The 14,316-nt window shown below is 67.1% G+C and carries 9 protein-coding genes; 7 read left to right on the top strand and 2 right to left on the bottom strand.

Going from position 1 to position 14,316, the window contains the following annotated elements; all coding sequences use genetic code 11:
- Positions 1-96 precede the first annotated feature (96 nt).
- Entirely contained in the window at positions 97-462 is a 366-nt protein-coding gene (locus EET10_RS17015; protein ID WP_051490493.1) for a heme-binding protein, read from the top strand.
- A gap of 22 nt (positions 463-484) precedes the next feature.
- Here the strand turns inward: EET10_RS17015 and panB are convergent, their stop codons facing one another.
- The gene (gene panB / locus EET10_RS17010; RefSeq protein WP_036402898.1) at positions 485-1,339 is read right to left on the bottom strand and encodes a 3-methyl-2-oxobutanoate hydroxymethyltransferase; all 855 of its coding nucleotides are present in this window, start codon (positions 1,337-1,339) and stop codon (positions 485-487) included.
- Between the two features lie 136 nt (positions 1,340-1,475).
- Between panB and EET10_RS17005 the strand changes: the two genes are divergently transcribed.
- A complete protein-coding gene (locus tag EET10_RS17005; protein WP_023364983.1) occupies positions 1,476-2,867 on the top strand; it encodes a WS/DGAT/MGAT family O-acyltransferase in 1,392 nt (463 codons plus the stop codon).
- A 59-nt stretch (positions 2,868-2,926) separates the two neighbouring features.
- Entirely contained in the window at positions 2,927-4,483 is a 1,557-nt protein-coding gene (locus tag EET10_RS17000) for an alpha/beta hydrolase (RefSeq protein WP_036402707.1), read from the top strand.
- Positions 4,484-4,810: 327 nt separating this feature from the next.
- Here the strand turns inward: EET10_RS17000 and EET10_RS16995 are convergent, their stop codons facing one another.
- Positions 4,811-6,220, bottom strand: a complete 1,410-nt coding sequence (locus tag EET10_RS16995; RefSeq protein WP_036402124.1) for an IS1380 family transposase — start codon at positions 6,218-6,220, stop codon at positions 4,811-4,813.
- A 258-nt stretch (positions 6,221-6,478) separates the two neighbouring features.
- On the opposite strand from EET10_RS16995, the gene ctaD reads away from it, so the two are divergent.
- The 4 genes from ctaD (at position 6,479) to EET10_RS16975 (ending at position 14,301) form a co-directional block, all read left to right on the top strand.
- Entirely contained in the window at positions 6,479-8,206 is a 1,728-nt protein-coding gene (ctaD, locus tag EET10_RS16990) for an aa3-type cytochrome oxidase subunit I (RefSeq protein ID WP_036402710.1), read from the top strand.
- An 87-nt stretch (positions 8,207-8,293) separates the two neighbouring features.
- On the top strand, positions 8,294-9,853 hold the full coding sequence (locus tag EET10_RS16985) for an alpha/beta hydrolase (RefSeq protein ID WP_122502815.1): 1,560 nt from the start codon (positions 8,294-8,296) through the stop codon (positions 9,851-9,853).
- A gap of 71 nt (positions 9,854-9,924) precedes the next feature.
- On the top strand, positions 9,925-11,265 hold the full coding sequence (gene glnA / locus EET10_RS16980; protein ID WP_036402712.1) for a type I glutamate--ammonia ligase: 1,341 nt from the start codon (positions 9,925-9,927) through the stop codon (positions 11,263-11,265).
- Between the two features lie 54 nt (positions 11,266-11,319).
- Positions 11,320-14,301, top strand: coding sequence for a bifunctional [glutamine synthetase] adenylyltransferase/[glutamine synthetase]-adenylyl-L-tyrosine phosphorylase (locus tag EET10_RS16975; RefSeq protein WP_036402714.1), 2,982 nt, complete (start codon positions 11,320-11,322; stop codon positions 14,299-14,301).
- Positions 14,302-14,316 lie beyond the last annotated feature (15 nt).

The following is a 14,316-nucleotide window of genomic DNA, read 5'->3' as shown; positions in this document are numbered from 1 at the left end:
GGAACCACTTATCGTTTGCGGTGCGGGCCACCGCTGCGGCTTGGCTGTGAGAGGCCGATCGGATCCCCTCCGGATCCCCTGACGAAGGAGTTGTCGATGTTGTTCTTGGGTTGTGCCCCGTCCCGGGTGGTCGCCGGCGGGTTGGGTGCCGGTGCGATCAGCGCCGCGATGCTGTTGGGCGGCATCGGGCCGGCCTGGGCCGATCCGGGCGACCCCGCACCGCCACCGCCGAATTGCACGGCAGCCGACCTGGCCGGGGTGTCCGCGGGGGTGGCGGCGGCGACCTCCGCTTATCTGTTCACCCATCCGGACGTCAACGATTACTTCACCAGCCTCAAGGGTCAGCCCCGCGAGGATATCCGTGACCAGCTGCAGCAGTACATGGATGCCAACCCGGCGGTTCATGCCGACCTACAGGGCATTCGCCAGCCGTTGACCGACTTCCGGAATCGGTGTCAGTGACAACCTGGAAGATCGAGAAGACCTAGAAGCAGTGCTCCTCGGCGGGGAAGATCCCGCCGGCCACCTCGTCGGCGTATTGCCTTGCGGCGCGGCGTAATTCGCCTGCAATGTCGGCGTAGCGCTTGACGAAGCGGGCGGCTTTGCCACCGCTGAGACCGGCCATGTCCTGCCAGACCAGGACCTGGCCGTCGCAGTTGGGTCCGGCGCCTATCCCGACCGTCGGAATGGTCAGCTTGCCGGTGATCTGGGTGGCCAGCTCAGCCGGCACCATCTCCATCACCACCGCGAAAGCTCCGGCTTCGGCGACGGCGATCGCATCCGCCACGGTCTGCTCGGCGGCATCACCGCGGCCCTGCACCCGGAACCCGCCCAGTGTGTTCACGCTTTGCGGGGTGAAGCCGATGTGAGCCATCACCGGGATCCCCGCCGCGGTCAGGCAGGCGATCTGCTCGGCCACCCGCTCGCCGCCTTCCAGCTTGACCGCGTGCGCGCCGCCCTCCTTCATGAACCGGGTGGCCGCGGCCAGCGCGGCGCTGGGTCCGGCCTCGTAGCTGCCGAATGGCAGGTCGGCGACGACCAATGCGTGCGGGGCACCCCGCGCGACGCCGCGGACCAGCGGAATCAGCTCGTCGACCGAGATCGGCACCGTGGTGTCGTAGCCGTAGACGACGTTGGCGGCCGAATCGCCGATCAGCAGGACCGGGATGCCGGCGTCGTCGAAGACCCTCGCGGTCGAGTAGTCGTAGGCCGTGAGCATGGCCCACTTGTGGCCTTCGGCCTTCCATTTCTGCAGGTGGTGGGTGCGGACCTTGGTTCGTGGCGCGGCCGGGTCGGCGGGTGTCGACGGGCTGGCGCCGTAGATATTCTGCTCAGACATCATTGTCCCTAGGTGTTGGTCGGGTCGATCCTCGTGGCCCAGCAGGGGGTCCCCGGGTTCGTCTGACACTCACAGTCTGCCATCTCTTCGGCCTAGATACACTGTGGGACCCCGTGAATCGGCTTACCATCGGCGGATGCAGCGGCTCAGTGGCCTCGACGCCAGCTTCTTGTACCTGGAAACCTCGTCCCAGCCGATGCACGTGTGCTCGATCATGGACCTGGACACCTCGACGATGCCGGGCGGCTACACCTTTGACCGGCTGCGCGAGGCATTGTCGCTTCGCGTCAAAGCACTGCCGGAGTTCCGGGAGAAGCTCGCCAGCAGCCCGTTGAACCTCGACCATCCGGTCTGGGTGGACGACGACGACTTCCACATCGATCGCCATGTGCACCGCATCGGTTTACCGTCACCGGGCGGCCGGGCGGAACTCTCGGAGATCTGCGGACATATCGCGTCGCTGCCCTTGGATCGCCGGCGACCGCTGTGGGAGATGTGGGTCGTCGAAGGCGTGGCAGGTACCGATTGCCATCACCGGGGCCGCATCGGGATCATGACCAAGGTGCACCACGCCGCCGTGGACGGGGTGACCGGAGCCAACCTGATGTCGCAGCTGTGTACCACCGAAGCCGATGCGCCCGCGCCGGATCCGGTGGACGGAGTCGGTGGTGGCACCGGCTGGCAGATAGCCGCCGGCGGCCTGGTCAGGTTTGCCGCCCGGCCGCTACAGCTGGCCAACGTGATGCCGCAGACGGTGTCCTCGGTGGTCTCCACGGTGTTGCGGGCCCGCGACGGCCTGACCATGGCACGCCCATTCGCCGCGCCGCGTACCGTGTTCAACGCCAGCATCAGCGGTCGCCGCAACATCGCCTACGCCGAACTGGATCTCGAGGACATCAAGACGGTGAAGAACCACTTCGGCGTCAAGGTGAACGATCTGGTGATGGCACTGGTTTCCGGGGTACTTCGGCAGTATCTCGCCGAACGCAACGCCCTGCCCGACTCGTCGCTGGTGGCGTCGGTGCCCGTTTCGGTGCACGGCAAGTCCGATCGTCCCGGCCGTAACCAGGTTTCGGCGATGTTCTCCAGCCTGCACACCGAAATCGCCGACCCGGTGGAGCGTCTGCGGGCCATCGCCCAAGCGAATTCGGCTGCGAAGGGCCATAGTTCGGCTATCGGCGCGACGCTGTTGCAGGATTGGTCACAGTTCGCCGCGCCGGCCGTTTTCGGGGTGGCGATGCGCGTCTACGCCAGGACCCGGCTGACCGAGAGTCTGCCGGTGCACAACCTGGTGGTCTCCAACGTACCGGGGCCGCAGGTTCCGTTGTACCTACTGGGTTGCCAGGTCAAGTCGATGTACCCGTTGGGGCCGATCTTTCACGGCTCCGGTCTCAACATCACGGTCATGTCGCTCAACGGCAAGCTGGACATCGGTCTCGTCTCGTGTCCGGAACTGCTGCCGGACTTGTGGGAAATGGCCGACGAGTTTGCTATTGCCATGGAAGAACTGCTGGCGGCCGTCGGGTGATTCGACCCACGACGCTCATTGGCCAGCATCTTCGGCCGGCTCTGGCACCATAGGTTGCCATGTGCCTGTTTCGCCGCGAAAAGTTCGCGCGCATGTTGCTGATCTGGACCGTGATCGCCACCGTGGCGTTGGTTCTCACGGGCTGCATCCGCGTCGTCGGCGGGCGCGCTCGCATGGCCGAGCCGAAGCTGGGACAGCCGGTGCAGTGGACGCCGTGCCGCAGCTCCAATCCGGCGGTGAAGATTCCCGGCGGCGCGCTGTGCGGCAAGCTCGCCGTGCCGGTCGACTACGGCCATCCCGACGGTGACGTCGCGGCCCTGGCCCTGATTCGCTTCCCGGCGACGGGGGACAAGATCGGTTCGCTGGTCATCAATCCCGGTGGTCCGGGTGAATCGGGTATCGAGGCCGCGCTCGGCGTTTTCCAGTCGTTGCCGAAGCGGGTCCATGAACGGTTCGACCTCGTCGGGTTCGACCCGCGTGGCGTGGCGTCCTCGCGTCCCGCACTGTGGTGCAACTCCGACGCCGACAACGACCGGCTGCGGGCGGAGCCGCAGGTCGACTACAGCCCGGCGGGTGTGGCACGCATTGAAGAGGAAACCAGGCAATTCGTCAGCCGCTGTGTCGCCAAGATGGGCAAGAAGTTCCTGGCGAACGTCGGGACGGTCAATGTCGCCAAGGACCTCGATGCCATCCGCGCGGCACTGGGCGACGACAAACTGACCTACCTCGGCTACTCGTACGGCACCCGGATCGGCTCCGCCTACGCCGAGGCCTACCCCCAGCGGGTGCGGGCGATGATCCTCGACGGCGCGGTCGACCCCAATGCGGATCCCATCGAGGCGGATCTGCGTCAGGCCAAGGGATTTCAGGACGCCTTCAACGACTACGCCGCCGACTGCGCCAAGGACGGTAGCTGCCCGTTGGGCAACGACCCGGCCAAGGCCGTCGACGTCTACCACAGCCTGGTCGACCCGCTGGTCGACCCCAACAACCTGCAGGTGAGCAGGCCGGCGCGCACCAACGACCCGCGGGGACTCAGCTACAGCGACGCGATCGTGGGCACCATCATGGCGCTGTACTCGCCGAATCTGTGGAGTCACCTGACCGACGGCCTTTCGGAGCTGGCCGACCACCGCGGGGATACCCTGCTCGCGCTGGCCGACATGTACATGCGCCGCGACTCGCACGGTCATTACACCAACGCCACCGACGCGCGCGTGGCCATCAATTGCGTTGACCAGCCGCCGATTACCGACCGCGCCAAGATCATCGACGAGGACCGCCGCTCCCGCGAGCTCGCGCCGTTCATGAGCTACGGCAAGTTCACCGGCGACGCGCCACTTGGCACCTGCGCATTCTGGCCGGTGCCGCCGACCAGCAAGCCGCACGTCGTCTACGCACCGGACCTGGTGCCGACGGTCGTGGTGTCGACAACCCATGACCCGGCGACTCCTTATAAAGCCGGAGTTGACCTGGCAAACCAGCTGCACGGCTCGCTGCTGACCTTCAACGGAACCCAGCACACCGTGGTCTTCCAGGGCGACAGCTGCATCGACGACTACGTCACGGCCTACCTGATCGGCGGGACCACCCCGCCGAGCGGCGCGAAATGCTGACGCCGGCGGCGCAACCCGGCGACTAAGTGGTCACCCACGCAAGTTCGCCGAGGGTGGGCATCGCGCTGGCGTCGATCTCGACAGGTGTCGGGCGAACGCCGGCCTCCTAACAGAACAGATCGACCCCCGACGAATTTGCGAGTGCGACCACTGAGCCTGAATCCACCGATGTACTTGGTGTGACGGTTTGCGACCGGATTGAGTTGAGGCCGCTGGGTGGTGGCGCGTTTGAGCTGCTGGCCTCTTCTGCCAGCTTGTCCAGTTGGGATTGGCCCCTGAAGTAGGGCGGTTTGGTCAGGGCGGGCGGTGACGGAGCGCGGTTTTCTTTCAGGCGGCCAGCGCTGGTGGTCCGCGGTGGGTGGCGTGAAAGGCGTTGAGCCAGTGTTGTTCCCAGGGCCAGTCGCGGGGTAGGTGCCAGGTGATCGTGTCACGTCCGGCGCGGGCGGGGCGGGCGGCGACGTTAATCAGTTGGGTGCGGATGGTGGCACCGCGGGCCAGGGCGTGTTCGGGTGAGGCCAACACACCCAGGGCGCGGGTGAGCGCGTGGGCGGTGGCGGCCAGGGCCAGCCAGGCGGCATTGGCATTGAACTTGCCCGAAGGTAGATGGGCGAGTGGCCCGGCGAACAGGTCGGCGAAGACCTGTTCGATGATGGCGTGGGCGCGGTGTTGGGATTCGGCCTGCACGAGTTGAAACGGGCTGTTGGTGAATACCGCGTGATAGCGGTGGGCGGCAAACAGCTCGCCCTGGCCGTGGCCGGCGGGGCTTTTGGCCAGATCGCGCACCCGGCGCACGATCAACCGCCCCTCGGTGGCATGCGCTGGGGTGGAGGTGAACGCGGTGTAGGGGACTTCGGCGATCTCGGCGTCGGAGATCCATTGCCCGGCCTGCTCGTCGAACACCGCGTTGGGATAGGCGATGGCGGTCCAGGCGTCCTCGTCGATGGCGGCGATGGCACGGCGGATCTTGGGATCCATGCGCACGGTGACCGAAAAATGTGCCCCATTGCGGCGGCAGGCGGCCACGAACGCCCCGTTGTAGAAGGCCGAGTCGACGCGCACCACGATCAGCCCGGTAATCCCGGCGGCGCGGGCAGTGCTGATCGCCTCGGCCACTAGCGATGCCGCCCCGCGTGCGGAGGCGGCGTTGCCGCCGCGCAGCCGGGTGGTGGTGATCACCGGGGCGGCGATCGGGGTACTCACGGTGGCGATCAGCGCGTTAAGCCCGCGCACCGTCAGCGATTTGGACGCGATCTTGGCATGCCCGAACGCCGCGCCCTGCTTGTCCGGCCCGAATACCCGCTTCTGCGTCGAGTCGACATCGATGAATGCCAGCTGATCGGCGCCGGGCAGCAGCGGGGTGCGCGCGGCCAGCTCGGCCAGCACCATGCGGTGCGCCGCTCCTAGTTGACGCACGTGGCCGTGGGTGAACGCGCGCAGAAACGACCCCAGCGTGGAAGGGGCGCGGATCCCGCCGAAGGTGTCCGGCAGCGCGCCGTGGCGCAACAGGTCCATGCCGTCGATATCGTCGGCGCCGGCGATCATCCCCGCGATCAGCGAGCCGACCTTCACACCTGCGTTGGCGCCCACCTCGGCGTTGAGCCGAACATGCTGGGCGACAAGCTCTTCCAGCCCCACCAGCTGGGCCAGCCGCATCACCGGCACCAGCCCGGCATGCGACACGAGATTCGGGTCATCGAAGCTGGCGTGCGTCTTGGCCGCGGCATGTAACAATTGCACTTACGAGGTGCCCTTTCCTCGGGACGGATTGAAGCTTCACCAACTCCGATCTTCCCAGGTCAAAGGGCACTTCTGCTGTTACGACACACTCAAGGCGCCAATTGCATCGGTGCATTCAGGCTAAGTCGCCGCGGAATCAAGGGACGTTTGGCCCTAGGACGCGACGGTGGCATGCCGGAATACTTGGGCGGCTTGTCCGATGCTGTTCCGACGCTGCTCCGATGCTGCTCCGATCATGAGACCCCCTGGAGTCAACCCATGACCACTGAAGCGCCGCCCGCCCACGACCTTCAGGCCCGCCGGCCGTTTCCGGCCCGGGTCGGGCCGAAGGGCAACTTGATCTACAAGATCATCACCACCACCGACCACAAGATGATCGGCATCATGTACATGGTCGCCTGTTACATCTTCTTTTTCATCGGCGGCCTGATGGCCTTGCTGATCCGCGGTGAACTCGCCGCACCCGGGCTGCAATTCCTGTCCAACGAGCAGTACAACCAGTTGTTCACCATGCACGGCACGGCGATGTTGCTGTTCTACGCCACCCCGGTCGTGTTCGGGTTCGCCAACCTGGTGCTGCCGCTGCAGATCGGCGCGCCTGACGTGGCCTTCCCGCGGCTCAACGCGCTGTCGTTCTGGTTGTTCATCTTCGGCGCGCTGATCGCGCTCAGCGGCTTCATCGTGCCGGGCGGTCCGGCCGACTTCGGCTGGACGGCCTACACTCCGCTGTCGAACGCGATCCACAGCCCGGGACCCGGCGGCGACCTGTGGATCCTGGGCCTGGGTGTCGGCGGCCTGGGCACCATCCTGGGCGGGGTCAACATGCTCACCACCGTGGTCTGCATGCGCGCGCCGGGCATGACGATGTTCCGGATGCCGATCTTCACCTGGAACATCATGGTCACCAGCGTGCTGGTGCTGATGATTTTCCCGCTGTTGACCGCCGCGCTGTTCGGCCTGGCCGCCGACCGCCACCTCGGTGCCCACATCTATGACGCCGCCAATGGCGGGGTGATCCTGTTCCAGCACCTGTTCTGGTTCTTCGGACACCCCGAGGTGTACGTGATCGCGCTGCCGTTCTTCGGCATCGTCTCCGAAGTGATCCCGGTGTTTGCCCGCAAACCGATTTTCGGCTACACCACGCTGGTCTACGCGACCCTGTCCATCGCGGCGCTGTCGGTGGCGGTGTGGGCCCATCACATGTTCGTCACCGGGGCGGTGCTGCTGCCGTTCTTCTCCTTCATGACGTTTCTGATCGCGGTGCCGACCGGCCTGAAGTTCTTCAACTGGATCGGCACCATGTGGAAGGGCCAGTTGACGTTCGAGACGCCGATGCTGTTCTCGTTCGGGTTCCTGGTCACCTTCCTGGCCGGCGGCCTGACCGGGGTGATGCTGGCCAGCCCGCCGCTGGACTTCCACGTCAGCGACAGCTATTTCGTGGTGGCGCACTTCCACTACACGCTGTTCGGCACCATCGTGTTCGCCACCTACGCCGGCGTCTACTTCTGGTTCCCGAAGATGACCGGACGTCTGCTCGATGAGCGGCTGGGCAAGCTGCACTTTTGGCTCACGTTCATCGGGTTCCACACCACGTTCCTGGTCCAGCACTGGCTGGGCAATGCGGGGATGCCGCGCCGCTACGCGGATTACCTGCCCACCGACGGCTACCAAACGCTGAACGTGGTCTCCACTGTGGGGGCATTCATCCTCGGGGTCTCGGTGCTGCCGTTCGCATGGAACGTTTTCAGGAGTTGGCGCTTCGGCGAACTGGTGCTGGTCGACGACCCCTGGGGTCACGGCAATTCACTGGAATGGGCCACCAGCTGCCCGCCGCCGCGGCACAACTTCACCGAGCTGCCCCGAATCCGCTCGGAGCGGCCGGCGTTCGAGCTGCACTACCCGCACATGGTGAAGCGCATGCGCGCCGAGGCCCACGTCGGCCGGCACGAAGAAGTAGCGGAAGCCCAGAGCGTCGGCGCCGACTGAGGCCCGCCGCGGACCCACCGCGCGCCACGCCGTGCGAGATCAAGGCGTGACACCTTCGTGTCGCGGCGGGTATCCGTGGGTGAGACGATGCTGGCCATGTCGCGTCTGAGACCGTTCAGCTCGGCGCTGCTGTCAGTGGGACTCGTGCTCGGCGGTCAACTGGCGTCGGCCCGCGCGACTCCCGAGGCCGACACCGGTCAGACTCAGAGCCCGGTAACGCCCGCGGCCGCGGCGCAGCAACAGAATTGGGGTTCGTGCTCCGCGTTCGTACCCGACACCCGGGATATCCCGACGGCACGCTGCACGACCGTGGCGGTCCCGGTCGACTACGACCACCCCGGCACGGCGCAAGCCGAGTTGGCGGTCATCCGGGTTCCCGCGACCGGGCAGCGGATCGGGTCGCTGCTGTTCAACCCCGGCGGGCCGGGCGCGTCCGCGGTCGACATGGTTGCCGTGATGGCGCCCGAACTCAAAGACACCGACATCGCCCGCCACTTCGACCTGGTGGGTTTCGACCCCAGAGGAGTCGGCCACTCGACACCGGCCCTGCGGTGCCGCACCGACGCCGAGTTCGACGCCTACCGGCGCGACCCGATGGTCGACTACAGCCAGGCCGGGGTGGCCCACATCGAGCAGCTGTACCGGGAGCTGGCACAGCACTGTGTCGACCGGATGGGGCCCGGGTTCCTGGCCAACGTCGGGACCGCGTCGGCGGCGCGCGATATGGACGGGATTCGTCAGGCCCTCGGTGATGACCAGATCAACTACCTCGGCTACAGCTACGGCACCGAGTTGGGCACCGCCTACGTCGAGCGGTTCGGCGCCCACGTCCGGGCCATGGTGCTCGACGGCGCGATCGACCCGACCATCGGTCCGATCGAGGAAAATGCCAAGCAACTGGCCGGATTTCAGACCGCTTTCAACGACTATGCCGCGGATTGCGCCCGCTCGACGGCCTGCCCGCTGGGCACCGACCCGGCCCAGTGGGTCAACCGCTACCACGCGCTGGTCGACCCGCTGGTAGCCAAGCCGGGCAAGACCTCGGATCCGCGGGGCCTGAGCTACGCCGACGCCACCACGGGCACCATCAACGCGCTCTACACTCCGCAGCATTGGAAGTACTTGACCAGCGGCCTGCTGGGGCTGCAGCGCGGCACCGACGCCGGCGACCTGCTGGCCCTTGCCGACGACTACAACGGCCGCGACCGCGAGGGCCACTACGACAACGACCAGGACGCGTTCAACGCGATCCGCTGTGTCGACGCGCCGGCGCCGACGGATGCCGCGTCCTGGGTGTCGGCCGATCAGCAGTTCCGCCAGGCCGCGCCGTTCCTCAGCTACGGGCTGTTCACCGGCTTCGCGCCGCGAGATCTGTGTGCGCTGTGGCCGGTACCGGCGACCTCAACACCACACGCCGCGTCACCTGCCGGTCCGGGCAAGGTCGTGGTGGTCTCCACCACCCACGACCCGGCCACCCCCTATCAGGCCGGGGTAGACCTGGCCCGGCAGCTGGGCGCGGCGCTGATCACCTACGACGGGACCCAGCACACTGCGGTGTTCGACGGCAACGACTGCGTAGACACCGCGGTGGTGCGCTACCTCGTCGATTTGACGTTGCCGCCGACGAATCTTCGCTGCGGGTCTTGAGCCGGCTTCGCAACGTGTCTGGCCGGGCATTGGTAACACGGTATTAACAGAGCTTGCATAGTGTTCCAGTTATGGATCGGCAGAAGGAATTCGTCCTGCGCACGCTCGAAGAACGCGACATCCGCTTTGTTCGGCTCTGGTTCACCGACGTGCTCGGCTTCCTCAAGTCGGTCGCCATCGCCCCTGCTGAACTCGAAGGCGCCTTCGAGGAGGGTATCGGCTTCGACGGGTCCTCGATCGAGGGCTTCGCCCGGGTATCGGAATCCGACACCGTGGCCAACCCGGATCCGTCGACCTTCCAGGTGCTGCCGTGGACGACCGGCTCCGGGCACCACCACTCGGCGCGGATCTTCTGCGACATCACCATGCCGGACGGCTCACCGTCGTGGGCCGACCCGCGGCATGTGCTGCGCCGGCAGCTGACCAAGGCCAACGAGCTCGGCTTTTCCTGCTACGTCCATCCCGAAATCGAATTCTTTCTGCTCAAACCCGGCGCCGAAGACGGGTCGGAGCCCATTCCGATCGACAACGCGGGGTACTTCGACCAGGCGGTGCACGAATCGGCCTCCAAGTTCCGCCGGCATGCGATCGAGGCTCTGGAGTTCATGGGCATCTCGGTGGAGTTCAGCCACCACGAAGGCGGGCCCGGCCAGCAGGAGATCGATCTGCGGTTCGCCGACGCGTTGTCGATGGCCGACAACGTGATGACCTTTCGTTACGTCATCAAGGAAGTGGCGCTGGAAGAGGGTGTGCGCGCGACGTTCATGCCCAAGCCGTTCGGGCAGCACCCCGGTTCGGCGATGCACACCCACATGAGTCTTTTCGAGGGTGACGTCAACGCCTTCCACAGCCCCGACGATCCGCTGCAGCTGTCGGACGTGGGCAAGTCGTTCATCGCCGGAATTCTCGAGCACGCTTCCGAGATCAGCGCGGTCACCAACCAATGGGTCAACTCCTACAAGCGGCTGGTCCAGGGCGGTGAGGCGCCCACTGCCGCCTCGTGGGGTGCGGCCAACCGTTCCGCGCTGGTGCGGGTGCCCATGTATACGCCGCACAAGACGTCCTCGCGACGCGTCGAGGTACGCAGCCCGGACTCGGCGTGCAATCCCTACCTGGCGTTCGCCGTGCTGCTGGCCGCTGGATTGCGTGGGGTGGAGAAGGGTTACGCGCTGGGCCCGCAGGCCGAGGACAACGTGTGGGACCTGACCCCCGAGGAGCGCCGCACCATGGGCTACCGCGAGTTGCCGTCCAGTCTGGACAGTGCGCTGCGCGCCATGGAGGCTTCCGAGCTCGTCGCGGAGGCGTTGGGGGAGCATGTTTTTGACTTTTTCCTGCGCAACAAGCGCCGAGAATGGGCTAACTACCGCAGCCACGTCACGCCCTACGAACTGCGCACCTACCTGTCGCTCTAGCCCAACGCGGCCGCTCGCGCCGCTACCGCGCCGGCTTGCGCTACCGTCGAGGTCGTGACGAAGCCCGCGACGCAGCGACCCAAGCTGCCCAGCGTCGGCCGTCTCGGGCTGGTCGACCCGCAGGCTGGCGCCCGGCTGACCCAGCTGGGTTGGACCGACGAAGACGACCAGGCCCACGTCGACCTGCTGTGGTCGCTGTCGCGGGCCCCGGACGCCGACGCCGCACTGCGAGCGCTGGTGCGGTTGGCCGAAAACCCCGACACTGGATGGGAAGAGCTGAACGCGGCTCTGCGCACCGAACGCAGCTTGCGCGGACGGCTGTTCGCGGTGCTGGGTTCCTCGCTGGCGCTGGGGGACCATGTGGTCGCGCACCCGCGGTCCTGGAAGCTGCTGAGCGGCAAGATCACCCTGCCCTCGCGCGACCGGATGCAGCAGTCATTCCTCGCGTGTGTCGAGGGTTCGTCGGATGCGCCGGGCTCGGTGGGACACCGGTTGCGCGCCCTGTACCGCGACCACCTGCTGGTGCTGGCGGCGCTGGATGTGGCCGCGACCGTCGAAGACGAGCCGGTGTTGCCGTTCACCGTGGTGGCTGCCCACCTGGCCGACATCGCCGACGCGGCGCTGGCCGCGGCGCTGCGGGTGGCCGAGAAGACGGTGTGTGGTGACCGCGCTGCGCCGCGGCTGGCCGTCATTGCGATGGGCAAATGTGGTGCGCGCGAACTGAATTACGTCAGCGATGTCGACGTCATCTTCGTCGGCGAGCGTGCCGACCCGGTCACCACCCGCGTCGCCGGCGAGATGATGCGGGTCGCGTCGTCGGCGTTCTTCCAGGTTGACGCCGGGCTGCGGCCGGAGGGCCGCAGCGGGGAGCTGGTGCGCACTGTCGAATCGCACCTCGCCTACTACCAGCGCTGGGCAAAGACCTGGGAGTTCCAGGCACTAATGAAGGCCCGCGCGGCGGTTGGCGACACCGAACTCGGCAAGCGTTACCTGGAAGCGCTGATGCCGATGGTGTGGACCGCCTGCGAGCGTGCGGATTTCGTGGCCGAGGTGCAGGCCATGCGCCGCCGGGTGGAGCAGCTGGTACCGGCCGACATCCGCGGCCGCGAGCTCAAGCTCGGCAGCGGCGGGCTGCGCGACGTCGAGTTCGCCGCGCAGCTGCTGCAGCTCGTGCACGGCCGTAGCGACGACTCATTGCATGTTGCTTCCACCATCGACGCGCTCTCGGCGTTGGGCGACGGCGGCTACATCGGGCGCGAGGACGCGGCCAACATGATCGCCTCCTACGAGTTCCTGCGGCTCCTCGAACATCGGCTGCAGCTGCAGCGGCTCAAGCGCACTCACCTGCTGCCCCCGGCCGACGACGACGAGGCGGTGCGCTGGCTGGCGCGTGCGGCCCACATTCGGCCCGACGGACGACACGATGCCGCTGGGGTATTGCGCGAGGAGCTCAAGCACCAGAACGTGCGGGTGTCCCGGTTGCACGCCAAGCTCTTCTATCAGCCGCTGCTGGAATCGATCGGCCCGGCCGGGCTGGAGATCGCGGGCCGCGGCATGACGTCCGAAGCCGCCGAGCGGCAGCTGGCGGCACTGGGCTACGAGGGGCCGCAGACCGCGTTGAAACATATGTCGGCGCTGGTCAACCTGAGCGGTCGCCGCGGTCGGGTGCAGTCGGTGCTGTTGCCCCGGCTGCTGGACTGGCTGTCGTATGCGCCGGACCCCGACCGCGGGCTCCTGGCCTACCGGAGACTCAGCGAGGCGCTGGCCACGCAGAGTTGGTACCTGGCCACGCTGCGCGACAAGCCGACCGTGGGTAAGCGGCTGATGCATGTGCTGGGCACCTCTGCGTACGTGCCGGACCTGTTGATGCGCGCGCCCGAGGTGATTCAGAACTACACCGACAGCCCGACCGGGCCCAAGCTGCTCGAGACCGAACCCGTCGCGGTGGCCCGGGCGCTGATCGCCTCGGCCGGGCGCTATGCCGACCCGGCGCGCGCCATCGCCGTCGCCCGCACCCTGCGCCGCCGGGAACTGGCCCGCATCGGTTCGGCAGACCTGCTGGGGATGCTCGAGGTCACCGACGTGTGCCAGGCGCTCACCTCGGTGTGGTTAGCGGTGCTGCAGTCCGCGCTGGATGCGATCATCCGGGCCAACCTGCCCGAGGACGGCCACGCCCCAGCGGCCATCGCCGTCATCGGCATGGGCAGGCTGGGCGGTTCGGAACTGGGCTACGGCTCGGATGCCGACGTGATGTTCGTGTGCGAGCCGGCCGACGGTTTCAATGACGCTCAGGCCGTCAAATGGTCGACGTCGGTGGCCGAGCAGGTGCGAACGCAGTTGGGCACACCCAGCGTCGACCCGCCACTGGAGGTCGACGCCAACCTGCGTCCCGAGGGCCGCAACGGACCGCTGGTCCGCACGCTGGCCTCGTATGAGGCCTACTACGCGCAGTGGGCGCGGCCGTGGGAAATCCAGGCGCTGCTGCGGGCCCATTCGGTGGCCGGCGACGCCGAACTGGGCCAGCGGTTCCTGCTGATGGCGGACCGGACGCGATATCCGCCCGACGGCGTGTCCGCCGAGGCGGTGCGCGAGATCCGCCGGATCAAGGTGCGTATCGAGTCCGAGCGGCTGCCCCGCGGGGCCGACCCCAACACCCACACCAAGCTGGGCCGCGGCGGACTGACCGACATCGAGTGGACGGTGCAGCTGCTGCAGCTGCGGCATGCCCACGAGGTGCCGGCGCTGCACAACACCTCGACGCTGGAATCCCTGGACGCGATCGCCGCGGCCGGGCTGGTCCCCGACGACGAGGTCGACCTGCTACGCCAGGCCTGGCTGACCGCCACCCGGGCCCGCAACGCGTTGGTGCTGGTCCGCGGCAAGCCCACCGACCAGCTGCCCGGACCAGGACGTCAGCTCAACGCCGTCGCGGTGGCCGCGGGCTGGCACAACGACGATGGCGGGGAGTTCCTGGACAACTATCTGCGGGTGACGCGGCGCGCAAAAGCGGTGGTGCGCAAGGTGTTCGGAAGTTAGGGGGAGGACGGTTGG

Origin of the sequence: Mycobacterium pseudokansasii, assembly GCF_900566075.1 — a bacterium.
GTDB classification, from domain to species: domain Bacteria; phylum Actinomycetota; class Actinomycetes; order Mycobacteriales; family Mycobacteriaceae; genus Mycobacterium; species Mycobacterium pseudokansasii.
This window is presented reverse-complemented; position numbering and strand designations above follow the sequence as displayed.

What these genes read in the sequence shown, in the direction of transcription:
- EET10_RS17015 (WP_051490493.1), top strand. Translation starts at nt 97, where the DNA reads ATGTTGTTCTTGGGTTGTGCCCCGTCCCGGGTGGTCGCCGGCGGGTTG.
- panB (WP_036402898.1), bottom strand. Translation starts at nt 1,339, where the DNA reads ATGTCTGAGCAGAATATCTACGGCGCCAGCCCGTCGACACCCGCCGAC.
- EET10_RS17005 (WP_023364983.1), top strand. Translation starts at nt 1,476, where the DNA reads ATGCAGCGGCTCAGTGGCCTCGACGCCAGCTTCTTGTACCTGGAAACC.
- EET10_RS17000 (WP_036402707.1), top strand. Translation starts at nt 2,927, where the DNA reads ATGTGCCTGTTTCGCCGCGAAAAGTTCGCGCGCATGTTGCTGATCTGG.
- EET10_RS16985 (WP_122502815.1), top strand. Translation starts at nt 8,294, where the DNA reads ATGCTGGCCATGTCGCGTCTGAGACCGTTCAGCTCGGCGCTGCTGTCA.
- ctaD (WP_036402710.1), top strand. Translation starts at nt 6,479, where the DNA reads ATGACCACTGAAGCGCCGCCCGCCCACGACCTTCAGGCCCGCCGGCCG.
- glnA (WP_036402712.1), top strand. Translation starts at nt 9,925, where the DNA reads ATGGATCGGCAGAAGGAATTCGTCCTGCGCACGCTCGAAGAACGCGAC.